Annotated in this window: 21 protein-coding genes and 2 pseudogenes; 7 read left to right on the top strand and 16 right to left on the bottom strand. The window is 59.1% G+C overall.

Annotation, left to right across the window (positions count from 1 at the left end; all coding sequences use genetic code 11):
* The first annotated feature begins 100 nt into the window (after positions 1-100).
* From BLT54_RS16185 to BLT54_RS16175, 3 genes are read left to right on the top strand one after another with little or no spacing between them, the layout of a single operon-like run.
* Positions 101-877, top strand: a complete 777-nt coding sequence (locus BLT54_RS16185; protein ID WP_074646331.1) for an SDR family oxidoreductase — start codon at positions 101-103, stop codon at positions 875-877.
* A 29-nt stretch (positions 878-906) separates the two neighbouring features.
* The gene (locus BLT54_RS16180) at positions 907-2,148 is read left to right on the top strand and encodes a styrene monooxygenase/indole monooxygenase family protein (protein WP_074646330.1); all 1,242 of its coding nucleotides are present in this window, start codon (positions 907-909) and stop codon (positions 2,146-2,148) included.
* A gap of 1 nt (position 2,149) precedes the next feature.
* On the top strand, positions 2,150-2,641 hold the full coding sequence (locus BLT54_RS16175) for a flavin reductase family protein (RefSeq protein ID WP_074646329.1): 492 nt from the start codon (positions 2,150-2,152) through the stop codon (positions 2,639-2,641).
* A gap of 64 nt (positions 2,642-2,705) precedes the next feature.
* Here BLT54_RS16175 and BLT54_RS16170 read toward each other — a convergent pair whose 3' ends face one another.
* The 7 genes from BLT54_RS16170 to BLT54_RS16140 all read right to left on the bottom strand — a co-directional run bounded on the left by BLT54_RS16170 (position 2,706) and on the right by BLT54_RS16140 (position 7,904).
* On the bottom strand, positions 2,706-2,843 hold the full coding sequence (locus BLT54_RS16170; protein ID WP_245708037.1) for a helix-turn-helix domain-containing protein: 138 nt from the start codon (positions 2,841-2,843) through the stop codon (positions 2,706-2,708).
* 32 nt (positions 2,844-2,875) lie between these two features.
* Positions 2,876-3,901 carry a nucleotidyltransferase family protein gene (locus tag BLT54_RS16165; RefSeq protein ID WP_074646328.1) on the bottom strand — a complete coding sequence of 342 codons (1,026 nt, stop codon included), beginning with the start codon at positions 3,899-3,901 and terminating at the stop codon, positions 2,876-2,878.
* Between the two features lie 70 nt (positions 3,902-3,971).
* A complete protein-coding gene (locus BLT54_RS16160) occupies positions 3,972-4,157 on the bottom strand; it encodes a hypothetical protein (protein ID WP_074646327.1) in 186 nt (61 codons plus the stop codon).
* Positions 4,158-4,277: 120 nt separating this feature from the next.
* Complete coding sequence (locus tag BLT54_RS16155) at positions 4,278-5,000, bottom strand: FAD-binding protein (protein WP_245708036.1); 723 nt, start codon at positions 4,998-5,000, stop codon at positions 4,278-4,280.
* A gap of 173 nt (positions 5,001-5,173) precedes the next feature.
* Entirely contained in the window at positions 5,174-5,593 is a 420-nt protein-coding gene (locus BLT54_RS16150) for a VOC family protein (protein ID WP_083351868.1), read from the bottom strand.
* Between the two features lie 86 nt (positions 5,594-5,679).
* The gene (locus BLT54_RS16145) at positions 5,680-6,720 is read right to left on the bottom strand and encodes an aldo/keto reductase (RefSeq protein ID WP_074646326.1); all 1,041 of its coding nucleotides are present in this window, start codon (positions 6,718-6,720) and stop codon (positions 5,680-5,682) included.
* Positions 6,721-6,746: 26 nt separating this feature from the next.
* A complete protein-coding gene (locus BLT54_RS16140; protein ID WP_074646325.1) occupies positions 6,747-7,904 on the bottom strand; it encodes an MFS transporter in 1,158 nt (385 codons plus the stop codon).
* A gap of 113 nt (positions 7,905-8,017) precedes the next feature.
* Between BLT54_RS16140 and BLT54_RS16135 the strand changes: the two genes are divergently transcribed.
* A complete protein-coding gene (locus BLT54_RS16135; RefSeq protein WP_074646324.1) occupies positions 8,018-8,980 on the top strand; it encodes a LysR family transcriptional regulator in 963 nt (320 codons plus the stop codon).
* A gap of 48 nt (positions 8,981-9,028) precedes the next feature.
* Here BLT54_RS16135 and BLT54_RS23140 read toward each other — a convergent pair.
* Positions 9,029-10,117, bottom strand: a pseudogene (locus BLT54_RS23140) (acyltransferase family protein); the annotation flags it as partial.
* Positions 10,092-11,579: an MFS transporter gene (locus BLT54_RS16125; RefSeq protein ID WP_074646322.1), complete on the bottom strand. Its 1,488-nt coding sequence runs from the start codon at positions 11,577-11,579 to the stop codon at positions 10,092-10,094. The gene BLT54_RS16125 and the pseudogene BLT54_RS23140, both read right to left, overlap by 26 nt.
* Before the next feature lie 394 nt (positions 11,580-11,973).
* Here BLT54_RS16125 and BLT54_RS16120 point away from each other — a divergent pair, with 394 nt between their 5' ends.
* Positions 11,974-12,987: a LysR family transcriptional regulator gene (locus BLT54_RS16120; protein WP_074646321.1), complete on the top strand. Its 1,014-nt coding sequence runs from the start codon at positions 11,974-11,976 to the stop codon at positions 12,985-12,987.
* Between the two features lie 7 nt (positions 12,988-12,994).
* Entirely contained in the window at positions 12,995-14,128 is a 1,134-nt protein-coding gene (locus tag BLT54_RS16115; protein WP_074646320.1) for a sialate O-acetylesterase, read from the top strand.
* Between the two features lie 146 nt (positions 14,129-14,274).
* Here BLT54_RS16115 and BLT54_RS22305 read toward each other — a convergent pair.
* The 5 genes and pseudogenes from BLT54_RS22305 to BLT54_RS16100 all read right to left on the bottom strand — a co-directional run.
* Positions 14,275-14,352: pseudogene (locus tag BLT54_RS22305) on the bottom strand (IS6 family transposase); the annotation flags it as partial.
* Between the two features lie 36 nt (positions 14,353-14,388).
* A complete protein-coding gene (locus tag BLT54_RS16110) occupies positions 14,389-15,681 on the bottom strand; it encodes an RNA polymerase factor sigma-54 (RefSeq protein ID WP_083351866.1) in 1,293 nt (430 codons plus the stop codon).
* Positions 15,678-15,842 (bottom strand): hypothetical protein, encoded by a 165-nt coding sequence (locus BLT54_RS22630; RefSeq protein ID WP_176832905.1) that lies wholly within the window; start codon positions 15,840-15,842, stop codon positions 15,678-15,680. Before BLT54_RS22630 ends, BLT54_RS16110 begins: the two co-directional genes overlap by 4 nt.
* Before the next feature lie 28 nt (positions 15,843-15,870).
* Complete coding sequence (locus BLT54_RS16105; RefSeq protein ID WP_074646318.1) at positions 15,871-17,037, bottom strand: thiolase domain-containing protein; 1,167 nt, start codon at positions 17,035-17,037, stop codon at positions 15,871-15,873.
* A 165-nt stretch (positions 17,038-17,202) separates the two neighbouring features.
* Positions 17,203-18,459 (bottom strand): CobW family GTP-binding protein, encoded by a 1,257-nt coding sequence (locus tag BLT54_RS16100; RefSeq protein WP_074646396.1) that lies wholly within the window; start codon positions 18,457-18,459, stop codon positions 17,203-17,205.
* A 533-nt stretch (positions 18,460-18,992) separates the two neighbouring features.
* Between BLT54_RS16100 and BLT54_RS16095 the strand changes: the two genes are divergently transcribed.
* Positions 18,993-20,942 (top strand): sigma-54-dependent Fis family transcriptional regulator, encoded by a 1,950-nt coding sequence (locus tag BLT54_RS16095; protein WP_245708035.1) that lies wholly within the window; start codon positions 18,993-18,995, stop codon positions 20,940-20,942.
* A 125-nt stretch (positions 20,943-21,067) separates the two neighbouring features.
* Here BLT54_RS16095 and BLT54_RS16090 read toward each other — a convergent pair whose 3' ends face one another.
* Entirely contained in the window at positions 21,068-21,889 is an 822-nt protein-coding gene (locus BLT54_RS16090) for a hypothetical protein (RefSeq protein WP_074646316.1), read from the bottom strand.
* Positions 21,886-24,156 (bottom strand): hydantoinase B/oxoprolinase family protein, encoded by a 2,271-nt coding sequence (locus BLT54_RS16085; RefSeq protein ID WP_074646315.1) that lies wholly within the window; start codon positions 24,154-24,156, stop codon positions 21,886-21,888. Before BLT54_RS16085 ends, BLT54_RS16090 begins: the two co-directional genes overlap by 4 nt.

Below are 24,156 nucleotides of genomic sequence, written 5' to 3'. Positions count from 1 at the left end.
TTTTTCGCAATATGGACTCTCCTCGCGCGATCAGGATAGCGCCTTCCCCCCCACTCTCCGCAAGCTTTCTTTTTATAAAACCAACAACAGGGAGCACAAAATGCGCGGTCTGAAAGACAAAGTCGCGATCATTCCCGGTGGTGCCACGAAAATTGGCGTTGCTGTGGTCGACGCGTTCAAATCACATGGCGTCAAGGTGGTCGTGGCCGATATTGACGCGGAAAATGGAGAGAAGCTACAGAGCGATGGCGTGCATTTCATCCGCGCGGATTTGCGCTCAGATGCGGATATCGACGCCCTCGTCAAAGGCACTGTCGACACCTATGGCCGGATTGATTTTATCGTCAACGTGGCGGCCACATATCTTGACAACGGGGTTGAAAGCACGCGCGCCGAATGGCTCGAAGCTTTGGATGTGAACCTTGTCGGGTCGGTGATGCTGATGCAGGCCGCCCGTGCACAGCTTGCGAAAAACAAAGGGGCCATTGTCAATTTTGGCTCGATATCGGCCCGCGTCGCACAAACGGGCCGCTGGCTTTATCCCGTGTCCAAGGCGGCGATCCTGCAATTGACCCGCAATCAGGCGATGGATCTGGCCCCCGATGGCATCCGCGTCAACGCGGTGTCCCCCGGTTGGACCTGGTCCAACATCATGGACAATCTCACCGGCGGCGACCGCGCGAAAACCGACAAAGTCGGTGCCGACTATCATTTGTTTGACCGCGTAGGAGACCCGGAAGAGGTCGCAAACGCCATCATGTTCCTGTGCTCAGACGAGGCCGGATTTATCACCGGCACCGATATTCGCGTCGATGGCGGCTACACCACCATGGGACCAGAGGGGAAAACCCCCGCCATCCCACGCCTCATCGACTGACGCACAGCAAAACCAACAGGAGAGACACTATGAAACGCATCACAATCGTCGGCGGCGGTCAGTCCGGCCTTCAACTTGGCATTGGCCTTTTGCAAAAGGGCTATGACGTCAAAATGATCCAAGATCGCACCGCCAATGAGATCGCCCATGGGCGCGTGACCTCATCGCAATGTCAGTTTGACGCCGCCCTCACGTTGGAGCGCGACCTTGGCATCAACTTTTGGGAAGACGACTGCCCGCCGGTGGAAGGCATTTCCTTTTCCGTTCCCAATCCCGAAGGGCCGGGCAAGGTCATCGAATGGTCCTCGCGTCTTGATCAAAAAGCCCAATCCATCGACCAAAGGGTGAAAATGCCGCGCTGGCTTGCGGAGTTCGAACGTTTGGGCGGCAAATTGATCATCACGCAGGCCGACATCCCGATGCTCGAAGCCGAAGCAAAAGCCGCCGATTTGGTGATTGTCGCCTCCGGCAAAGGTGATATCGGCAAGCTGTTTGAACGGGATGCGGAGCGGTCGCCCTTTGACGCGCCGCAACGCGCGCTGGCGCTGACCTATGTGCATGGCATGACGCCCCGCGAAAACTTTTCGGCCGTCAGTTTCAACCTCATCCCCGGCGTGGGCGAATATTTCGTGTTTCCTGCGCTGACCAAATCTGGTCCCTGCGAAATCATGGTGTTTGAAGGTGTGCCGGGTGGCCCGATGGATTGCTGGCGCGATGTCAAAACACCCGCTGAACATCTCACCCAATCGAAGGACATTCTCAGCACATTCCTACCTTGGGAAGCAGATCGGTGCCGCACCATCGAACTCACGGATGAGGACGGTATCCTTGCCGGACGGTTCCCGCCAACCGTGCGCAAACCCGTGGGCACCCTGCCGTCTGGGGCGCTGGTTTTGGGGATGGGCGATGCGGTTTGTCTCAACGATCCGATCACGGGTCAGGGCGCGAACAATGCCGCCAAGGCGGCTGGGATCTACCTGGATGCGATCTTGCGCCATGGCGAACAGCATGGGGATCACCCCTTTGATGCCGCTTGGATGCAAGCCACGTTTGAGCGGTTTTGGCAGTATGCTCAATGGGTTGTGCGTTGGACCAACATGATGCTGTTGCCCCCGCCGCCTTTTGTTCTGGACATCATGGGTTCGGCGCAGGTTCTGCCGGGACTGGCCCATCGCATCGCGAATGGGTTTGACGACCCGCGTGATTTCTTCCCGTGGTTTGCCGATCCAACCGCTGCGCAAGAATATCTCACAAGCCTACAGGCCGCATGACATGACCATCGACACAGCAACCTTTCGCACCACAATGGGGCTGTTTCCGGGGGCGGTGACCTTGATCACAACCGGAACCGGCGAGATGCGGCGCGGCATCACCGCCACGGCGGTCTGTTCCGTCAGCGACGCCCCGCCGAGCCTTTTGGTATGTGTCAACAACCGCACCGGCACCTGTTCGGAAATCACCCGGTCTGGTCGTTTCAGCGTGCATTTGCTGGCCCAGCACCAAAGTGATGTGGCCATGACCTTTGCCGGGGCAAATGGGCACAGCGGGATTGCCAAGTTCGACATCGGCGATTGGCAAGAGTGCCCGCGCGGATTGCCGCGCCTGCCGGGGGCGCTCGCCAGCCTGTCGTGTGATGTGCTGACCGAAACAGTTTCCGGCACCCACCGGATTTTCATCGGTCGCATCGAAGATGTCGCTCAGACCGCAGGTGACCCTTTGATCTATGCACGCGCCCAATTTCATCGGCTTCAAAAAGTCGCCTGACGGTAGAAACAGAAAGACAAAGAGGCCATCCCTTGGGGTGGCCTCTTTGCATGTCGCAAAACCCTTAGTCCTCGGAAGAGGACGCCTTGCGAATATGGTATTGTTTCATCTTGCGATAAAGCGTCGGACGAGAAATCCCCAGAACCGCCGCAACCCGCGTCACCTTGCCGTTTTCCGAAATCATCGTCTGGTGCCAACCCACCCAATCCAACACTCTTCAGCGGACTTAGGGGTCTATCCCGCCTTGCACGCCATCAGGATGTCGCGTGTGACGGGCATACGTTCCAACGTCCGTGCGATCCTCTCACGCCATTTGGGACCGCGCGCCAGTGCGTCCTCATAGGCATCCCAAATGTCGGATGGACGATCCTCGGACATGGTCTCAATCAGAAACGCCGCCTGCTGACGGTCTTTTTCTGCCTTGAAGGACTGAGGCCCGTCACGACGGCGATCTGCCACGATCAGTTTGTGGATGGCGAATTTCTCGGGTCGCGGAATTTGCACAAGAATCCCATCACGATAGAGCGCAACCGCATGGATCGGGTCCGAAATCAGATAATTCAGGTGATGCAGCGCCCGCGCCTTAACGCCCAGAGCGGGGAGATCGCGAATGCCTTCGGCGGCGTCAAAGGATGGGGTGAGGAATTCAATCATCATCCCCGTCTTGCCGCTTTGTCGCCACCGCCAGACACTGTCGCGATCAAGACCCTGAACCGGATCGAATTTGAGCGCCGAAAAGGTCTGGGCAAGCGATGGTTCGACCGCATCTTGCAAAGCAAGCGACAGGCGTTCGAATTGCGCGATGTCGAGGTCCCCGGTGTTGGCCACGCTGCCAAGGGGAAGAGTGGCGCCAAGCTCTCCCTCCATCAGGCGAAAGGCATTCGTCCCGATCAGGGTGCCACCCAGCCGGAATGTGCCGACCTTTGCCATGGCGAGCAGCAACCCGCCCGTGCCGCGATCAACCGGGGTCATGCCTTCGGCCCGCAGCAGACGCGCAAGCCGCGCACGTTCCAGCTTGCGCTCTGCGGCCCGTTCGCGAAGCTCATTCATGCGGTCCACACGAGCGCGCGTCTCGGCACTGTCCGGCCCGATATACCAGAACTTGACAGAGGTGCCGATTTTTTCGGCCGCGTACCAATAAACCTTGCCACCGCGCTCTTTGGTGACAAGCGAGCCACGCACATTCGCGACCATATCGTCTTTCAGAAGACGCAAGAGATCACTATAGGCAGACCGTGCCACTGAACTTAGATTTGCCACTTTGGCCTCCGCTGTTACATGCACGGTAAACTTATATCTTTCGGTTTCCCGTGGCAATCGGTAAACCAATTTATTTACGTTTACCGATTGAGGTCGTGACATCCGTCATAATGAGCCAATAGCCATCCCGCAGATGATCGGCCACCCATTCGGGATCAAACACCGGGATCAAAAGCGGGGATGTCCCGGTCTGCGATCCGGCATCGGGGGTTTGGTGGGTGGGGGTCTGGCGGCTGGGGGTTTTCTGAATATCCATCTCTGTCGTCTCCTTCAGTAATGGCAACACTGGCCAGTGTGTGTGTCCGGGGTGTGCGGTCTTGGCGCGAGGCCCTCGGGCACAAGTTCGACAGCAAGCCAGAGGCAATCGATGCGCACGTCATACTGGTGCCAAGGGTAAAGAAAGCTGCCGCCCCCTCCCCCCGGTATGCGCCCACCACAGATCATGGTGCGGGTCCTTCGGGTCCGAACTGGCGCGCACCAGATGCGCTTGTCGGTGTGCGTCCACGACAACCACCTCCACCATGGAGAGGTGATCCACGGTCAGCCCATATTTGCGCGACAAAAGCCCGTAGCCGCCGCCAACAATATGTCCCCCAACGCCCACCGAATAACAAATGCCTGCGGGCAGGGTCACCCCCCAGCCTTTGTACAGGCGTTCATAGACATCAATCAGCATCCCACCCGGTTCGGCATAAAACGCGCCAACCGTCTCATCAAACCCAACCGCCCGCATCGGCGCCATATCAAGGATCACTTCGGTGTCGGGATTGCAGACAAAATCGGCAAAACAATGCCCGCCGGAGCGGACAGTGAATTTTTTGCCCAGATCCAACGCCTCCTGAGTGGCCAACAGCGCATCTTGTGGCGTGTGGATCATGCGCACATAGTCTGGTGTCGACAAAAACCGCTGATTGTTGCCTGTGCGCAGCGCCTGAAAGCGCGCGCCCTCTGCCGTGATCCGCTGGCCGGTTTGCACGCCAATTGGCGCGGGGGCGACGGCCGATGTGTCGGCATGAGCGGGTCGGATGGCCACCCCGGATGCGGACGCACCTGCGGCGAAAGCGGAGCCAATAAAGCTGCGACGGGACACTGTGGTCATGGGACACTCCTTCGAGATTGGGATGACGTAAAATTCCTGTCGGGCTTTGCAAAACCGCCCTGCCTTCATGAAACGTCGATTCCCAAATCTCGAGTAGTCGTCCCCCGTGTTGAGACATCCTTTCCAAAACGTGATTGCTGCACCTGCGAATGCCCCTTTGACGGGGCCTCGGGTCACCCGTAGGTCGGCTCTAACCCAAGGTCATCAAAGGCCCGGCGCGCATCTTCGCCACGGAACACCGTTTCAATCAATTGCCCACCGGGGGCACGCAAGAACACGCGATGCTCGGCCAAGCCTTTCAGTGACATACAAGAATAAGGCAAACGGCGCGCTTTGAGCTGTGCGATGAAATCGTGATAGCCCCGTCTGCGAAAGGCAATGTGATCAATGATCTCGCCATCAATGGGGGTCCCGCGACCATAGCTGCCGATGAGATGCACCACAGGCGCATCGCCGGAATACAGCCAATGCCCCGGAATTTGTTGGATCTCAAGGGGCCGCTCCCCCTCCTCCAGATCGAAAAGGTCGATAAAAAATTGGCGCGTTGCCGCCAAATGCGCGGTCCGAAGTGTCACATGGTCAAGTTCAATCATTGAAATATCCTTGCCGCCTCTCGCGGTGCTGTCAAAATCGAGGGGGCGACCTCCGCCCCCAACTTTCTCTCAGGTGTCGCTCTGGCTCAAGCCGTCACAAGCGGCGCAGACAGGCGGGCAAAGCCTTCTTGGCGACGATACTGCGCCGCCGGATAGGCCGCATCGCGTTCCGAAACTCGGGTCAAACGGGCGCATTGTTCAGGCTCAAGCGACCAGCCCACGGCCCCAAGATTGTCCATAAGCTGGGCCCGGTTGCGCGCGCCGATGATCACATTCGAAACCGTGGGTTGCCGGGTGAGCCAATTGATCGCCACCTGTGGCACGCTGCGCCCGGTTTCAGCCGCGATCTCAAACAGCACATCCAGCACGTCATAGAGCAATACGTCATCGACCGGCGGACCCATTGAGGCGGTTTCATGCAAACGGCTGACGGCGGGCACCGCACCTCCGCGTCGCAACTTGCCGGTCAAACGACCCCATCCAAGCGGGCTCCAAATCATCGCTCCCACCCCCTCATGTGCGCCGAGCGGCATGAGGTCCCATTCGTAATCCCGCCCAACCAAAGAGTAATAGACCTGATGTACCACAGGGCGCGGCACGTTCATCTGGTCGGCCCGCTCCAAAAGCTGCATAAGCGCCCATCCCGGATAGTTTGAAACCCCCCAATGGATCACTTTGCCGGACCGCATCAACATGTCGATGGTGTTCAAAATCTCCTCCGGCGGGGTGTGGCTGTCATAGGCGTGGAGTTGCAAAATATCGATGCGGTCCGTGCGCAGACGTTTCAGCGCCGCCTCCACCGACCGCACAAGGCGCCCACGCGACACGCCCCATTCGTCCGGCCCCTCGCCCATCGGCAAACCCGTCTTGGTCGAGATCAAAACCGCGTCCCGCCGCCCCTCAAGGGCCGCACCCAGAATGCTTTCGGACCGACCGGCGGAATACACATCCGCCGTGTCAAACAGGGTCACCCCCGCGTCGAGGCACAGGTCGATCAACGCGCGCGCCTCATCCACCTCCGTTTGACCCCAGTTGGAAAAGAGCGGGCCGGTGCCTCCAAAGGTGCCCGCGCCGAAACTCAGAACGGGGACGCGCAGACCGGATTGGCCCAATTGACGATAGTCCATGATGATAGTCCTTTAGAAATGAGGTGTTAGGCAGGAACGCGGGCATCGCGCCTCAGCGAGATGGTGCCGAGCAAAAGCGCGGCCAATGGAAACACAGCCGCAGCAAAGGGCAGATCGCCGTATGAAAACCCCGCCGCCAAAAGAGAGCCTCCAACCCATGCGCCAAGCGCGTTGCCCAGATTGAAGGCAGCAATGTTGAAAGAGGCCACAAGGGCTTGGCCCGCGCCCGTGGCCTGTGCCATGACCCAGGCTTGCAACGGAGCGACGGTGGCAAAGCCAGCGGCCCCAAGCGCAATGGTCAACACAATGGCACTCACCTGCCCCTGCGCCGCAAATCCAAACCCAAACAGCACCAGCGCCAAAACGCCCAAACTGCCCAAAACGGTTGGCCCAAGCGCCCGGTCGGCAAACCGCCCGCCAAGGACATTGCCAAACACCAAACCACAGCCAAAGCCCAAAAGGATTGGCGACACGGCCGCCTCAGGCAGGCCCGCCGTCCGGGTCAAAAGCGGGGCGATATAGGTAAAGACCATGAAAACGCCCGCATAGCCCAAAACCGTCATCGCCAATCCGCGCAGCACGCTACCACGGCGCAAGACGGTCAAATCTTCGCGCCAATCACTGATTTCTGTTGGCGCATGGCTGCGTGGCAACAGCGCCGCCATGACCACAGCGGCGACAACGCCAATGGCGGCGACCGCATAAAAGGTCATGCGCCAATCGGTGTGTTGCCCAAGCCATGTGCCAAACGGCACCCCCAAAACATTGGCCAGCGTCAGCCCGGTGAAGACAATGGAAATGGCGGAGGCTTGGCGCTCTCGTGACACAAGGTTTTGCGCGACCACCGAGCCGACGCCAAAGAATGTGCCGTGGGTCAAAGCGGTGACAATCCGCGCCGCCAGAAGCGTTTGATAGGTTGGGGCCAAGGCACAGGCGAGATTGCCGAGGATGAAAATCCCCATCAAAAGCAAAAGAACCTGACGATGCGGCCAACGCGCGGTCAGGATCGTCAGAATTGGCGCGCCGAACACAACCCCAAGCGCATAGCCAGAAATCAACGTGCCGGCGGTGGCGATGGTGATCGAGAGACTGTCGGCCACGTCAACGAGCAGCCCCATAATGACGAATTCAGTAACGCCGATGCCAAAGGCACCGAGGGCGAGAGCGATGAGAGCAGGTGGCATTTTGGCCCCTCCATGAAACGAAGATGTGAAACGAAAATGTCACTCACCCTGTCATGGCCATCGATTTTAGAGTATATCTCTCTAAGGAACAGGATTTATGAAGTGTAGGCACAATGCTTGGCGATCCCGGACGGCTTAGAGCACTGGAAATTTTCGCGCTGGTAGTCGCAGAAGGCAGCTTTTCGGCGGCAGCGCGCGCGTCTGGATTGACGCCGTCTGCGGTCTCAAAAACCATTGCCCGGCTCGAAGAACGCGTCGGGGCTGTGCTCGTCCTGCGCTCAACGCGCGCGCTGACGCTTACCAGTGAGGGCCGGGATTTGCATTTACGGGTGCTTGAAATTCTGGCCGCCCTTCACACCGCAGAGCGCGAAGCCGGAGCGGGACGGACCCCGGCCGGGCCGGTGCACATCACCACATCGGCCTCTTATGCCCAACATCGGCTGTATCCGATCCTCCCCGATTTGATCGCCAAATACCCGCAACTCTCCATCACGGTCAGCCAGACCGATCATGTCGTTGATTTGATCGAGGCTCAGGCCGACCTTGCCATTCGCGCCGGAGAAATGCCCTCCTCGGCTCTTGTGGCGCGCACGTTGGGGGCCTCACGGCGGCTGGTCGTTGCCGCCCCCGCATATCTGGACCGCGTCGGGATGCCGCAATGTCTGGAAGATTTGGCGGGCTGCACCCTGATCGGATTTGCCTATCGGCGCAAAAACAAACCTTGGCCTTTTGCGCTCAACGGCGAGGTGATGGACCTGAACGCCGATCCGCGCCTTCAGGCCAGCGATGGCGAAGGGGTGCGACACATGGCCTTGAGCGGTCTCGGCCTTGCCCGGCTGGCACGGTTCACCATCGAGGATGACCTGAAAGCCGGTCGTTTGGTCGAGGTTCTGCCAAGTTACAATCCGGGCGATTTGGAACCCTTTCATGCGGTCCGGCTTGGCATCGGCAGCGCGCTTCCGGCGCGGATACGGGTTTTGCTTGACTATCTGGCGCGCTATGGGCGCGTCGATCAACCGTCCCCGCGCCGGAAGCGCAATGGCAGCCATTCCGCCGACAACCGAGAGATCCCGTAGGCCAAGCTGTTTGCTCAACCAAAAAATACTGACACCCTGACAGAGGTAGAAGCCAAAGGAGACTTGACCAAGCCAGAGGGTCAGCCTGTTGGTCAAGAAGATCGGAGAGCACCCCTCACGATCCCGCGCCGCGCATTCGGTGATCAGGGCGGTCAGCGGCAAGACGTAACAAATGCCGAACGTGTACAGAAACGGCAGATGTTTGGCGACCGCGATGGAGGCGATCAACATCACGCAAGAGGACAACAGGTCGATCCGGGGCCACCGTCCCAACACCAACATCCGAGCGGCCACCATGCCGATTGCAAACTCAAACATGCGTGGCAGTGGGAAGATATAGTTGAACCAAAACTGCGTCCCGGAGATCGGAGAAATCGGCGATTTGGGTTCGCTTGGCACAAGATATGTGGTGATGAGGATCACCGCCAACATCCCCAAAAGCAACGCAAGAAGGCTTTGCCCAAGGCGCTGTTCCGGGATCAGGTGCACCAGTGGCATGAGCACCGGGAACAGCAGGTAAAACACCATATCGCTTGAAAGCGACCACGACGGTGGATTGACACTGACGTAGACGGTTGGGTCCGTGCTGAACGTGTTGAACAGCGTCAGGTTGAGAATGGCGGTTTGTGGCGAGGTATAGACACCGGCGAAGAGCACAAGTGAGATCGCCCAGACCACAACATGTGGTGGATAGATTTTGAGCATACGCCGCCACATGAACCCGCGGATCGAAAAACATTGGGGCGTGGCCCAAGTGGTCACAAAGCCGAACAGAATGAAAAAGAAACTCACCCCGACATAACCAAGCTGGCGAAAGAGCTGCTCAATGGTGTCGCCCACGGGCGTCGCGCCGAACGGGTTCGTCGGCTGATAGGGCGGCAAGGGCGAGGTGAAAAGAGTGACATGAAATAGAAAGACCGCAAAAAGCGCAATCCGGTCAAGGAGGGGAGCCGTGGCAAGCGCGCGCCATCGGTTGAGGAAGACATCGCCGGTCTGGCGTCTTTCGACCTTTGGAACGGTCCTGATGAGGGGGTGGTTTGTGTCATGGTAAGCTCCTGTTAGAGGGATAAAAGGAAGCGGGCGGGACCTTTCGGACCCGCCCGCAGTGGCGTCAGTTTTGTGTGACGGTCTCAGCACCGTCTGGCGCTTGATCTGGCCGAAGCAGCAGCGCCACAAGAAAGCCCAGCACAACCAGCGCAACGTTGATCGCGATGGCAAAAAGCACACCTCCCAATATGCGCTCGGGCGCACTCAAAGCGTCGAGATCGGGCTGAGACAGGATGCGCGCCGACACAATCGCGCTCATGATCGGGATGCCAATGGTGATCCCGAATTGCTGAGTCAGAATGGCAAGCCCCGTGGCCAGCCCCTGTTGTTTGTTCGGCAAACCCGAGGTGGCGGCGGTCATAAAGCCAACGATGGCCAACATGTTGCCGATACCGCCAAGGAAGGTGGCGATCAGCATCAGCGGGATCGAACCGGGGTTTGTGGTCAAGAGGATCAGCGCCGCTGTGGCCACGCCCTGAAGCGCGAATCCGGCAAGAAGTGTGCCACGATGACCAATCAAAGAGATGACCCGAGAGGCCATCACCCCACCCAAAACGGTCCCCGCCCCGAGAATACCAAAGGCCAGACCGGTCACCGTTCCCGACTGTTGCAAGACCTCTTGCAGATAGAGCGTCATGAGGAACACAAGCGATGTTTCCGTCGCGAACGCCAACAGGCCGGTGATATTGCCAAGGGCAACCGAGCGGCGTTTGAGAATGTTGAGCGGCACAAGCGGCTCCGCCGACCGTTTCTCAATGACGATAAAGACACCGAACAGAACCACGCTCAAAACCATGGATTCGATGCCAAGGAAGGCCTCCAAACCGTGGTTGCCAAGCGCCGTGATCCCGTAGACCAGCGACAAAACGGCGGCGGTCACGGTGATCGCACCGGGCATGTCCAGCGTCATCTTGCCGGCCTTGGGATCGCGCGCAGGTTCTTTGATCAACATCGGCGCGAACACCACGACGATGGCGGCGATGGGCACGTTGACAAAGAACAACCAACGCCAGCTCAAAAGGTCCAGCAACACACCACTGAGAACAGCCCCGGTGGTGAACCCGGCGGACATGATCGCCCCATTCATTCCCAAAGCGCGATCCCGCAAAGGTCCCTCGGGGAAAGACGTGGTCATCAAAGAGAGGGCGGTGGGCGTCACCATGGCGGTGGACAGGCCCTGCATGACACGCGCCGACAACAACACGGTTTGGCTTTCGGCCATGCCACCCACAAGCGAAGAGAGGCCCAGAAGGACCATCCCGCCAATAAAAAGATTTCGCCGACCGAGGTAATCGCCAAGCCGCCCGAAAAACAGGGTAAACCCGGCGGCTGTGAGCGCAAAGGATGTGACAATCCACTGCATCCCGCCCAAGGAAAACCCAAGTGCGGCGCCGACTTCGGGCAAGGCCACGTTGAGAATGGAAAAATCGACGGCCATCATAAATTGGGCCAACAAAAGAATGACAAGCGTACGCCAAAGCTTTGATGTCATTTTGGTATCAGGGGCCGCCAGTTTGGCGGCATTCAGTTCAGGGTTGGCATCTGTGGGCATTTCGATCCCTTTCGAATGACAGAAATCTGCGCCAAGGCGCAGAGTGATCCGGCCGCACCGATCAGGGTGCGGCCTCCGGGTGACTTCAGTATCTCTGTGGTGGGGTTGGTCAGTAGCCACTCATTTGGCGAGGCATTCTTGACGATTCAGCAACAATGCGGGAGGCGCTGACCTGCACCCTGAGCGGTCCATCGACAACCTGCCCATTCACAAGGCATTCCTGCCCTGAACCAAGCGCGTTTACGTCAGGGCACATCAAATAATGGATAGGGTCTTTGCAGAACTGAGCAATTTGGTACTCTGGTCTTATTGAGTATAGCCATCTCCCACAGGTCGCGTTGCGCGCCTCACTTTGTAAAACTTGTGTAAAGTCAGTTTATTAGGAGACGTCGAGATGCGATCACAGACCCCCTATTCAACGCATATCAACAGCATCCAGGATCTCACCATCTTTACAACGATCGTCGAGGCAGGGTCGCTGTCTCAGGCGGCACGGGACCTCAACCTCTCTCTCGCCTTGGTCTCCAAACGACTCTCAAAGCTTGAAGATCTGTTGGGGGTGCGCCTGATCACGCGCTCAACCCGGAGCTTGTCGGTGACAGAAAGCGGGCAGGATTTTTATGAACAATGCCGGGTCATTCTTGAAGGAATACAGAGGGCCGAAAACAGCATTCAATCGCGCAAAGATGAGATTTCAGGCTCCCTTACGATCACGTCATCCACCTCTTTTGCCCGCCTGTTTTTGGCCAAAATCGTTTTCGGCTTTCAGGCGTTACACCCCAATGTGTCCATTCATTTGCTCGATGACGATGGCATCGTCAGCCTGATTGATTCCGGTGTTGACCTCGCAATTCGTCAGGCGGTTTTGCCGAGTTCTTCCCTGATTGCGGTGGCCATTGCGACGGATTATCGGATTGTGTGCGCCTCTCCCGGATATCTGCGCAACGCCCCTGCGATTGACCACCCAAAGGATATTTCCGCCCATGAATGCGTGGTTTTTGGCAGCCCCCCGATCACAGACTGGCGGCTATCAAACGGGCAAAACACGGTCACCATCCCGGTGAAATGGCGCATTTCCACCCGCTCCGGGGATGCCACAACAGCCGCCGCGATGGCCGACGCAGGCCTTGCCTATTCCTCGATCTGGAGCGCGCGTGCCGAACTTGACGCCGGTCACATCGTCAATGTCCTGCCGGACTGGCGGTCCCCGGAACGTAAAATTTATGCGGTCTACCCGTCCCGCACCTATCAAACGCCGCTGTTGAAAGCCTTTGTGCATTATCTCGGAGTGCAGGCAAAGGGGCTTGAAAAAGCCTTTTTGAGAGAACCCGCCTGTCCCAAACCCGCCTTGCTCAGTGCCACCGACTGCGCGGCGCGGATGCCAAAACCAAACCACCCTCTGCCATGAGATCCAAGTGACGCATTTGTTTTTGATCACTGGACAAAGTCTTGCGACGGGACGCGCCCCGGCGATGAGCGTCGATCCCGTGGCGCAGGATCAAGCCCTGTGTTTTGATGGCGGTCCTGTCGGGGAAAATGGCCAACCGCTGACCGCGCGGCTTGGTCCTCTGCGCGAAACCGGCACGGAAACCATCGCCAGCGGCTTTGCGGCACAGCTCTTGCAGACCTCTTCTGACCCGCTCATTCTGGCCGGGCAAGGCTGGGCCGGTCAGCCCTATGCAGCGCTGCGCAAAGGCGGGCCAAGCCACGTTTTTGAACAGGTGATCGCCCAAGCCCAGATGGCCAAGACCCATGTGCCGGACGTCCAGTTTGGCGCGATTTTGGTGCTGCATGGTGAAACCGACGGGGCGCAAGGCACCTCGGATTACGACCGCATTCTGGCCCAATGGCATCAGGATTTCTCCTCAGCGCTCTCGGACATCTTTGACACGGTGGAGCCGATGCCCATGCTGCTGTGTCAAACCTCAAGCATTTCCGGCTATTGCAGCGGGGATCGGCAGCATTTTCGAACGCCGCAGATGCAATTTCAGGCCGCGCTGACCCATCCTCAGCTTGTTCTGGTGGGGCCAAAATATCAGTATGATTACATAGATTGGGCCCATATTGATGCCGCATCGACCCGGCGGCATGGTGCCCTTTTTGCCAAAGCCTATCGTTGGTTGGCGCAGGAGGGCAAAGGCTGGCACCCGCTTCAGCCGCGCCGACTGACCCATACGGACAGCACCGTTTTGATCGACTTTGACGTGCCTGTGGAACCGCTGTGTTTTGATACCGAGCATGTGCGCGACCCCGGCCAGTATGGGTTTTCGCTGCATGACCCACAGAGCCACATCATCGCGGTTGAACGGGCCGGTCCAAGCCGCATACGCCTTGTGCTCGACCGTCCCCCTGCGCGCAACGCGCGTGTCAGCTACGCGCTTTACAACGGCACGTCTGGACGATCTGGGCGGCTCGAAGGAGCGCGCGGATGTGTGCGGGACTCGGATACGGAGCGGAGCGCGCTTGACGACTCGCCGCTTTTCAATTGGTCCGTGGCCTTTGATTTGCCCATTGAATGGGTTCATCCCGATGGCGACCCTTCCCGATAACGGGGCGCACAGGGTCGGCTCCCTCCGCCACACGGGTAGCGACCGCCCGCCGACGCTGGAAACGGGGTGGTTGAGGTTGCTTGAATCCACAGATTTCAGGCAAAACACCCATTCCGCTCCCTCATGAGGGCAAACTGGCCCCCCGGGCGGTTCAGCGCGACGTGGTCAACCTTCACCCCGCGCTCGGCCATGATCTCTTCAAGATCGCGGTAGGAAACGGCATAATGGTTTGTCATGCCTTCGGTTTAGGGCGGAGCGGCTTATTTGGCGCATTTGCGGTCTGAGGCGGTCTCAATCCCGGCACGTTTGCGCCAGTTGGCCAATGTCCGGCGCGACACCGTGATGCCATGCAGGGCAAGGGCGTCCACCAGTTGAGCGTCGGTCAACGGCGCCTTTGACGGTTCAGTGGCAATCAGGGATCGGATGATGGCAACAATTGCATCCCCCGCCAGACTGCCGCCATTGCGACACGCCACGCGCCCCCGGCCAAAAAACGCATCCAGCGCCAGCACGCGCTCGGGCAATTGCATCAAAAGCCCGGTGCGGATACGCCCCACCGTCGTTTCATGAAGGCTCAGGGCCGCGCCCACCTCGGCGTTGGTCAATGGCTTTAACTGCGTCGGCCCCTGTTCCAGAAACGCGTGCTGAAACGCAATCACATAGCCCGCAACCCGCAGGATCATTTGGTTGCGCCGCGACAAGGTACGTTCCAGCCATCGGGCGGTTTCCAAACCCTCCTTGCTGCTCGGCTCGGCCAAACGCGCCACTTGGACCTCCGGTGTGCTGGCCCGGTTCATGACCACCTGCCACCTGTCCAGTGAATCCCGGCTGACGATAAGGTCAGGCGCGCGACGGGGCGCAGGGTCGGAGTCGAATTGAGCCCCCGGTTTGGGATCAAAGCTGCGTAAGAGCGCGACCATACGACCCAATTCCTTGGCATCAACACCGCACCGATCCAACAAGAGCGCCGTATCGCCCCGCGCCAAGGCCGGAAGGTTTTCCAGCAAGCGCTGCATGGGGGCGTCCAAGGCCTGTGCCTCGGCCAGTTGCAAGCTCAGACATTCGGCCAGCGACCGGGCGAACAGCCCGGTGGGTTCAACCCCCTGCAATCTGCGCAACACCTGTTCCGCCCTCTCAGGCGCACAGCCCGCCGCACGGGCGACCTCCTCCACCGTCTCGCCCAACCAGCCCGAAAGATCGAGCGCGGAGATGAACACCTCGGCAATGGCGCGCTCCTTTGCGGTTTTAAAAAGAAGCCCCACCTGCGCTTGGACATGGGCGTAGAGACCCGACGCCTGAGCCTCGACACGGTCAGGATCAAAATCGACGGCCCCGGCCATGAGACCGGGCGTGCCCCAATGCCTGTGCTTGCGCGGCGGCGGGTCTTCGGGCATCGGCAGCGTGACCTGCACATGGGGATTGCGCGCGGCCTCTTCGATCAAAAGACCGCTCAGTTCGGCATTGTCCATTTGCAACAGATTGAGCGCGCGTTGCATCGTCTGAGACATCCGCTGTGCCGGGTATTGAACCTGATGCAGTCCGGGGCCTCTCATGGCAGTGAACCCAACAGCGTATGCGGGTTCACCGCCCCAAGATCGGACCGGATCAAGCGGCGCGCTGTAGCGTGGCGATGACGCGCGCGCTGTGGCACAGATGCCAAAACGGCACTGACCACCCGATCCTCAAAGCCCCCCGACAGGTCGGCCAAGCTCATGCGCTCCTCCCCTCAGCCACACCTTTGCTCAGACGTGGCCCGTTTCCAACACGGTGGCATAATTTGCCACTGCCGCGCCACCCATATTGACCACGACTCCAAGGCGCGGGGCATCCACCTGACTCTCCCCCGCCGTGCCGGTCAATTGCCGAAACGACAGCGCATGCATCGACACACCCGTGGCCCCGACCGGGTGGCCTTTGGCTTTGAGCCCGCCAGACAGGTTCACCGGCAACCGCCCACCACGATAGACAGAACCATCCGCCAACACAGTCTCTCCCTGTCCTGCCTCACACAGGCCAAGCGCTTCGTACATCAGCAATTCCGCGATGGTGAAACAGTCATGCACCTCGGCAAACCCCACATCATCCACCTTGATGCCCGCCACCGCATAGGCCTGCGCCACGGCCCGTTTCGGACCTTCAAAGCGCAGGAGATCGTGCCGCGACATGGGGAGAAAATCCGACACATGCACGGCGGCGCGGATATGCGCACTGCGCGCATGAGCCGCCGGATCGGTACTGAGCACCACGGCGGCGGCACCATCGGAAATCAGCGAACAATCCGACAAGCGCAGCGGCGGCGCGATCAGCGGGTTTTTTTCGGTCACCTCGTTGCATTGCTCAAAGCTCAGGTCACGGCGCATTTGGGCCAGTGGATTGGCCAGAGCATTTTTATGGTTCTTCGACGAAATCCGCGCCATGGCCGCCATCGGATCGCTGTAGCGCTCGGCATAGGCTTTGGCCGCGATGGCAAACACTTGCGGAAAGCTCAACCCGGCCTCGGTCGGATCACCTTGATACCCGGCGCGGCCAAGCGAAGCGGTCACGTCGGGTGTGCTGCGGTGGGTCATTTTTTCGACACCGACCACCAAAACGCGCTTGGCCCGACCGGCCAGAATGGCGTCGATCCCGGCGTATACCGCCCCCGACCCGGAGGCACAGGCGTTTTCAACCCGCGTTGCCGGTTTGAACCGCAATTGGTCGTCGGCCTGATGGACCAAGGATGAGGCAAACCCGTCGTCGGACATGCCAGCATTGAAATGTCCAAGATACACCGCATCAATGTCTTTGCCGCTGATCCCAGCCTCCGACAAAGCCTCGCGCGTGGCTTCGACGATCAGGTCTTCCAGGCTTCGGGCATCGAGCCGCCCAAACGCGGTGTGGCCACTGCCCACGATATGAATGCCGGTCATGTTGTTCTCCTTTGTGATTGTCATTTTGCCCGCCCCTGTGGTCCTTGCCACCTTGCCTGCCTGTGCAGCGCAGCGATATTGGGGCATCAAATTATACGTCTTCCTGCGTCGTCACATCCGTATGGGCAGCCCCTCTGAGCGACCTTGGGTTTATCGAAACCCCCATCACGCAACTGATCCTTGCGCATCACGCAAAAACCGCGGCTGGATCACAAATGCCTCAGAGCTCATCCCCGGTCGTGACGCCAAGGGCATCCGCTCGTTGAGCCAGTTGCGCGTTGCCAAATCCGGCAGGGCCGCCGCGCGGCGCAGGGCCAATCTGTCTGCCGGAAACTCGGTCAAAAGTGCGCGGATTGCCTGCTCATCCTCAGCCGTCAAATCCTCACCAATCACCACCACCGCGCCCTGTCCCGCGCGCAGTGCCCCGGTCGCATCCTGTTTTGGCCAGCGCGCCATATGCACGGGCGCATAGGCCGTATCCTGCACGCATTGAATGGCTGTTGGCGTCTCGATCCCCTCAGCCGCCACAATGCCTTTGAGGCGCAAAATCTGACCCGACCAGCGCGCAAGGATTTCCCCGATCCGCACAGAAAAGCCCCGCCAGGCCACCGGCTCCGGCAGGCGAATGGAAAAGCTGCGGACGCGACCGCTATGGGGGTCTTGTGTTACGCGGGGAAACGGCACGGGCATTGTTTCCGCGCGCGACCCTGATGGGATGTGCGCCTGCAACCAACCATTAAGATCCTGCGGGATCTGTTCCGGCGCATAAAGCCCGCCACCCAACACAGTGCCCACCGCATCAACCGCCTCCGCCGCGCTCACCCGAGGCGCGGCAGGGTTCAGCGCCATCAAAACTTTGGTCAGTTCTGCCCGCGCGGCCCGCGGTGCAAGGTCGGTTTTCGACAAGACGATACGGTCCGCCATGCTGACCTGAACCCGAGCCTCACGATGATGCGCCAACTGGGCACAGGCATGTTCACTGTCCACCACCGTCACGATCCCGTCACACCGGAAACGGGCGGACACAAACCGATCTTCCATCAAGGCCCGCACCACCGGCATCGGATCGGCCAGACCCGTGGTCTCGATCACCACGCGGGACACCTGCGGGATGTCACGCCGCGCCATGCGATCATGCAGCCGTTTCAACTCAGCGATCAGATCGCCCTGAACCGAGCAGCACACACAGCCAGACTCGAGAATCACCAAGGCCTCATCGATTCGCTCAACAAGGTGGTGATCAATGCCAATTTCACCGAACTCATTGATGAAAACGGCCGCAGAGGCCATTTCGGGCAGGCGCATGAGCTGGTTTAAAAGCGTTGTTTTTCCGGCTCCCAAGAACCCGGTCAACAGGGTCACAGGCACGCGGCCCACATCCGCAGGGCGCGCCAAAACAGCAAGGTTTTCGGGCGTTGTCATCGGTTTTCCTCCATCCATCCACCCAAAAGAGAAGCAGGTTTCATTCCACAAACGACTTTTCAGGCCAAACAACGGCTTGCGGAGAACGCGCTCCAAACCTCCTCACCAAAGCGTCCGGTTTCCGGTCTGAGCACATTGCGTGGAGCGTTCGAAAATCGGACGGTTGCGCCAGATTGCGCGCAGAGAAAACGCGGTGACGACGACCGCATCACGGCTGAAAAGGCGCGCGCTGTACGACACGCACGATATGCGTCGCAACGAAATAGAAAGCCTCAAAGACCCAGTCGCGCAGGGCCCATGGAGCCCGCGCACAGACAGGCCAAAACGCAATAATTGTGGTGGAGAGGGCAAAGGCTGTTAAACTACCGCCATAAAAATGCGTAAAGAGGCGATCTCGGTCGCTGTCTTGGCTGGTGGACCATCTGTTTCGGGGAGGAAGCAGCCACCACTCACGCAACACTGGGAGGAGAACTGCAATGCCGGGAACCGCCTTGCGCCAGACATTTTCACGTCCAGAGAATGACCGGCAAATTATGACATCTTGGGAACGGTTTCTACAAGGCGATGAACCCGGTTCTGATGCGCTGCGTCGGTTGATCGACGACTCTTGGCGCCGCTGCCAGGGCAAGGTCGATCCCACACGGGATCAGGCCCCGGTTCCCCTTGATGGTGATCCTCTGTATGGCCTCTTGGAAACCAACACGGAGCTTGTACAGGCCAGCGTCTCGGTGATGCAATCTGCGCGCGATTTTCTGTACGAAACCGGAACCGTCATGGTGCTGACCGATGCGGCAGGTGTGGTTTTGTCGATTGAGGGCGACACCTCTTTGCGTGATCCGGCTGAAAACATTCACCTGATGCCCGGTGCAAGTTGGAGTGAGGCCAGTTGTGGAACCAACGCAATCGGCACCGCGCTTGAAATCGGCCAACCGATTCAAATTCATTCCTCCGAACATTTCTGTTCCGGGATCAAACGGTGGTCCTGTTCGGCCAGCGTGATCCGCGATCCGATCAGCCATACAATCCTTGGCGCGATTGACATTTCCGGTCTGACGGATAGCTACAGCCGTCACGCGCTGGCGCTGGCTGTCGCCGCGTCTGGACGGATCGAAAACCGTCTGGCGCGTCAGGAAATGAAATGGCGGTATCGGCTGCTTGATCACTATCTCGACCGGCTGAACAACGCCGGAAGCGACGGGTTGATCGTGTTTGATCGTCAAGGCCGCGCCGTCAAAGCCAATGACAGTGCCGCCGCGTTGATGACGCAACTGGCGAAAGGCCGCAATGATCCGGCCCTTACCATTCGCGACCTGACATTGCCGTGGCGGGACGGCAAGCTCGTGCCCGAGAAAATGCCGTCTTGGGTGGATCAGGACTGGATCGAACCCGTCCATGTGCAGGGACATCGTCTTGGGTCGATCCTTGTACTGCCCGACCGCAATGCCTTGGTGCAACGCAGCAAAATACACGACGTCCCCCGCCCGAACTCCGCACCAACCGATGCGTTTAACCGCCTGATCGGGGCCGCGCCACGTTATGTGGCGGCGCTGAACCGGGCGCGACAACTGGCGAAAGCCTCGGTTCCCGTGTTGTTGTTGGGCGAAACCGGCGTCGGCAAGGATGCTTTTGCCCATGCGTTTCACGACATGGGGCCGGACCAAAAGGGCCCGTTCATGGCGGTCAATTGCGGCGGGTTCTCACGCGAACTGCTGACCAGCGAATTGTTCGGCTATGCAGAGGGTGCCTTTACCGGGGCCAAACGTGGCGGCATGATGGGGAAAATCGAAGCCGCCGATGGCGGCACATTGTTTTTGGATGAGATCGGCGAGATGCCTCTCGATCTGCAACCGCATCTGTTACGCGTTCTGGAAACCGGCGAGATTTGCCGCATCGGTGAGAACCATCCGCGCAAAGTCCGCTTTCGCCTGATCGCCGCGACCAACCGAGACCTCAAAGCCGAGGTGCAAGCGGGGCGGTTCCGGATGGATTTGTATTATCGGATCGCGGTGACGTCTTTGGCGCTTCCGCCATTGCGCGACCGGCGCAGCGATATTGTGCCGCTTGCGGAGTATTTTCTGGCGCAGATCGCGGCACGGTATGACCGCCCGGTTCCCCAGATCGGGCACGGGATGCGGCGCGCCTTGGAGCAATATGATTGGCCGGGCAACATCCGCGAATTGCGCAACGCCTTGGAAGGCAGTCTTTTGGTCTGCGATGGCGACCTTTTGGAGGCGGAACATTTGCCGTCTGAGTTTGGTCTGCCAAATGATCTGACCTCTGACATCCCCCCGCCTGATCATGCGGGGATCAGCCCCTTGGAACTGGCCGAACGCGGGGCCATCATGTCCGCAATCCGGGCGCATCAGGGCAATTTGACCTCTGTCGCGCGTGATCTGGGGATCGCCAAAAGCACGCTTTACGTCAAACTGGAACGGTTTGGATTAAAGGAAAGTGTCGCGATCCTGCGCGCGGTCCAAAACTGACCTCACGAAAAACGGCGCCCCGGAGGAGGGGCGCCGTGCTGACCTTGGCGTCTGTTTGAAAACTGCACCGCTGGTCAAATCCGCCCGTGGGGAGGGACGGAATTTGAGACACATGACCCGCGCAGCTACCCCCGTAGCTGGGCAATCGCGTCAAGCACCGCCTCTGGCGCATGGCCGACCGGGATTTCGGCAAAGGCAAACTGGCCGAAGCCAATGGCAGGCAAAGTGCCCTGTCCAAACAGATCAAGACTGACATCACGGCCTTGGGCGCTTGCATCCGTGCCTATGGTGGCGTCAAACACGTCCGCTGACTCTGGAGCGACATTGCGTCCGACCACAGCCCAGCGGTAGTGTTTGGCGGCATTCAGGATCGGGGAATAGCGGCTGGCCGGGCCGGGGCTGACGCCCTCTTCCAACAACAGCCCACCCACTGGACGCGCGGACACACAGCGCAGAAAATCGGCCATATACATGGCCGCATCTTCCACCGCATCATCGTCAACCTCAGGCGGACGATCGACCATCTGTTGCGCCTCAGCCAACCAAGCGCCCGGTGCGGGCATCACCAGAACCATTGGCACCTGAGCTTGCAAATTGGCGGCAACGGCCTCAGTCACCTCGTCCAAAAGCTGGCGCGGCCCTTCCTCTTCGAGCATCCGCCGCAACGGGTATGTCGCGCGTTTTTTACTGGCCATGTCGGCACGCAACGCGGGATGGCGGTGTACCCAGGAGCGGAACAAATCCCCCAAATCCACCTCCGCAACATCGGCCCGCAGCAGCCCGCGTGCCTGAGAGAAAAAGGACAGGTATTTCGCCGCCCCGTCCGCCCAGGGATCGCCGCTTTCGCCCAGCAGAAGCCGCCGGGCATAGCCCGACGACCTCAACCAGACCCGCAGCGCCTTCGTACCCGAGCCATCGGGTAGATCGTCTGCCAGGTTTTGGCTCATTTCTTTTCATCCCCCATGGCACCCGCCGCCTCAAGGCGCGCTTCGAGTTCCGCGATGCGCACGTCTTTGGGGTGCATCATGTAATTCGGACGCGGTTGGTCGCCACGGCGGGTGATGTCCGGCGCGCCCATATAGAGCGTGCCAACATCGTCGCCCCAACACCCGAAATATTGCAGATGCGCCGGCGGCTTTGGTGTGTTCCAGCCTTTGACAAACTCGGCATAGGGGACCGAGCGTTTGATCCGGGCCTGACGTTCTTTGGCACGCGCGGCCTCGGTCGCGTCAAAATCAATCGCCAGCGTGGCGGCATCAAAGACCACTTTATAAAGGCGTGCGGCCACTTCGGGAGAGATCAACCCCTCCTCGATGTCCTTGATGATATTTTCCGGATCGCGTTCCAGAAGATCACCATAGCCTGCGCCCGCGCCTTGGCTGATCATGAACAACTCGCCGCGTTTCGAGATCTCAAAGCCCATGCCCATGTGATGGGTCGAATAATCGGCGTCCTCAAACGGTTGTTCGTTCATGATCTCTTCGATCGAATGACGGAACCGCTCCGGTTCGTTCATCAACACATCGTAGACATCGACATCCTTGACCTTTGACAAAGGATAGGTGCCGCACGCGTAGCCGCCGAACAGACCTTGGAGCGGCGGGATTTTGGCCCCTTGCGCCGTGGTCATGAAGCCCCACTGTTCGGAATCCTTGGTGGCCACCATCATCGTATAGCCCTGACCGCCGCGATATTTGCCGGGCGCGATGGCGTCACGGGTCATTTTCTTCGACACAAGCTGCAAGAAGGGCACTTCCTCCTCGTTCAGCTCCTGCTCGCCGATGTCGGCCATGGTGGCAAAGATCGGAGCGAGAGCATGTTCGCCATCGCGGCTTGCCGTGGCCCCCGCGCCCATGCCGTTCAGATCGGCACAGAGGTTGCCCAATGTTTCGCCATGCTGGCTGACCCCACCCCAGATAAACGTGTTGATCATGTTGAAGGTCGGCGCATGCACCCGAGTGAATTTTTCCGGGCAGGAATACAGGAACTTAGCCACCGCATGTTGTCCGGCGGTGAACCCGGTGAAGATTGACATCAAGGACTGCGAATTTGGCGCATCATAGGAACAGTTCACAATCGAATGCGGATCGGTGATCACTTCGATGGGCGCAAAAGCCGCCTGTCCGCGCGGCAGATCGGGCCAGACGTAGCACAGGAAAACCTGCGCCAGCATCCCTTTGAGACCCGCAACAATGGTGTTGGTGGCGCGGTTGGTGAATTCGGGCGACGAGCCGCGGAAATCGAAAATCAACCGGTCGCCGGTCTTGGTCAGTTTACAGTTGATCTTGACCACACAGTTTTCACGCAGGGTGGAGTCCTGAATGATATAGCTGCGCACGGTCATGTCCGGCCATTCCGAAATCCGGCGTTTCACCTCGGCACGCACGTTTTCCATGGTCAGGCGCAGCGTCGCCATCAAGGCCTCTGGTCCGTCCGAATTCAGCGTCTCCTCAATTCGCTGTTTGATGCGCAGACAGGCGAACAGTTTCACCTTCATGTCTTCGTATTGCAGCTTTGGCTCGCGTACCGAGTTTTGCAGAAAGGTCAGGATGTCACGTTTGATCTGGTAGTTCTCAACCACTTTGAAAGGCGACATTTTCAGCCCTTCATCAGAGGGGCTTTCGGCCATGGAGGGCATGCCGCCCGGCTCAATCGCACCGTTTTCGCCTTCGTGTACGGTCGAGGCAACCCAGCACACCAGTTTCCCTTTGTGGAAAATCGGAATGATCATCGACTGGTCGGTGTTGTGCACATTGCCATAGCGCGAGTCATTGTGGATGAAACCATCGCCATCCTTCACCCCCACGGTCGGCTCATTCATCCAGTTTTTGATGATGAATTTGATCGGGTGGTGCACCAGCGCCGAAAAGATCAAAACGCCCCCGGCCGACGCAATGGCAAGATCACCACTGGCGGAATAGACGCCCGTGATCACGTCACCCCATTTTGCACCGGGTGCGGCACCCATCTGTTCGACCATCTCATAGCCTTCATCACAGCCCGATTGGATGCGATCCCGGATTTTGGCCACGGTATGGGCATCGCTGACCTTGCCGATGGCGTCGTCTTCGATCTCGGTGCGCGGCATCAGGTCATGGTTTTGCATGATCTCCGGGTCAGGGCCGAGAAACAGCGTGGTGTCATCAAGAAACTTCTTGATCAGGTTCATTTCTTCGAGTGTGGGCGTTTTCGCCCGTGTTGACATCTCGTTCAT

The sequence above is a fragment of the Celeribacter baekdonensis genome, assembly GCF_900102315.1.
Taxonomy (GTDB): Bacteria; Pseudomonadota; Alphaproteobacteria; order Rhodobacterales; family Rhodobacteraceae; genus Celeribacter; species Celeribacter baekdonensis.
Note: the sequence above shows the minus strand (reverse complement) of the source record. Positions and strands in the feature narration are given on the sequence as shown.

Coding starts and splice junctions, on each gene's coding strand:
- BLT54_RS16110 (WP_083351866.1), bottom strand. CDS start 15,681: ATGAGAGGCCCCGGACTGCATCAGGTTCAATACCCGGCACAGCGGATG.
- BLT54_RS16150 (WP_083351868.1), bottom strand. CDS start 5,593: ATGATTGAACTTGACCATGTGACACTTCGGACCGCGCATTTGGCGGCA.
- BLT54_RS16140 (WP_074646325.1), bottom strand. CDS start 7,904: ATGCCACCTGCTCTCATCGCTCTCGCCCTCGGTGCCTTTGGCATCGGC.
- BLT54_RS16125 (WP_074646322.1), bottom strand. CDS start 11,579: ATGCCCACAGATGCCAACCCTGAACTGAATGCCGCCAAACTGGCGGCC.
- BLT54_RS16145 (WP_074646326.1), bottom strand. CDS start 6,720: ATGGACTATCGTCAATTGGGCCAATCCGGTCTGCGCGTCCCCGTTCTG.
- BLT54_RS16105 (WP_074646318.1), bottom strand. CDS start 17,037: ATGACCGGCATTCATATCGTGGGCAGTGGCCACACCGCGTTTGGGCGG.
- BLT54_RS16135 (WP_074646324.1), top strand. CDS start 8,018: ATGCTTGGCGATCCCGGACGGCTTAGAGCACTGGAAATTTTCGCGCTG.
- BLT54_RS16155 (WP_245708036.1), bottom strand. CDS start 5,000: ATGACCACAGTGTCCCGTCGCAGCTTTATTGGCTCCGCTTTCGCCGCA.
- BLT54_RS16175 (WP_074646329.1), top strand. CDS start 2,150: ATGACCATCGACACAGCAACCTTTCGCACCACAATGGGGCTGTTTCCG.
- BLT54_RS16160 (WP_074646327.1), bottom strand. CDS start 4,157: ATGGATATTCAGAAAACCCCCAGCCGCCAGACCCCCACCCACCAAACC.
- BLT54_RS16120 (WP_074646321.1), top strand. CDS start 11,974: ATGCGATCACAGACCCCCTATTCAACGCATATCAACAGCATCCAGGAT.
- BLT54_RS22630 (WP_176832905.1), bottom strand. CDS start 15,842: ATGAGCTTGGCCGACCTGTCGGGGGGCTTTGAGGATCGGGTGGTCAGT.
- BLT54_RS16100 (WP_074646396.1), bottom strand. CDS start 18,459: ATGACAACGCCCGAAAACCTTGCTGTTTTGGCGCGCCCTGCGGATGTG.
- BLT54_RS16090 (WP_074646316.1), bottom strand. CDS start 21,889: ATGAGCCAAAACCTGGCAGACGATCTACCCGATGGCTCGGGTACGAAG.
- BLT54_RS16085 (WP_074646315.1), bottom strand. CDS start 24,156: ATGAACGAGATGTCAACACGGGCGAAAACGCCCACACTCGAAGAAATG.
- BLT54_RS16180 (WP_074646330.1), top strand. CDS start 907: ATGAAACGCATCACAATCGTCGGCGGCGGTCAGTCCGGCCTTCAACTT.
- BLT54_RS16185 (WP_074646331.1), top strand. CDS start 101: ATGCGCGGTCTGAAAGACAAAGTCGCGATCATTCCCGGTGGTGCCACG.
- BLT54_RS16095 (WP_245708035.1), top strand. CDS start 18,993: ATGACATCTTGGGAACGGTTTCTACAAGGCGATGAACCCGGTTCTGAT.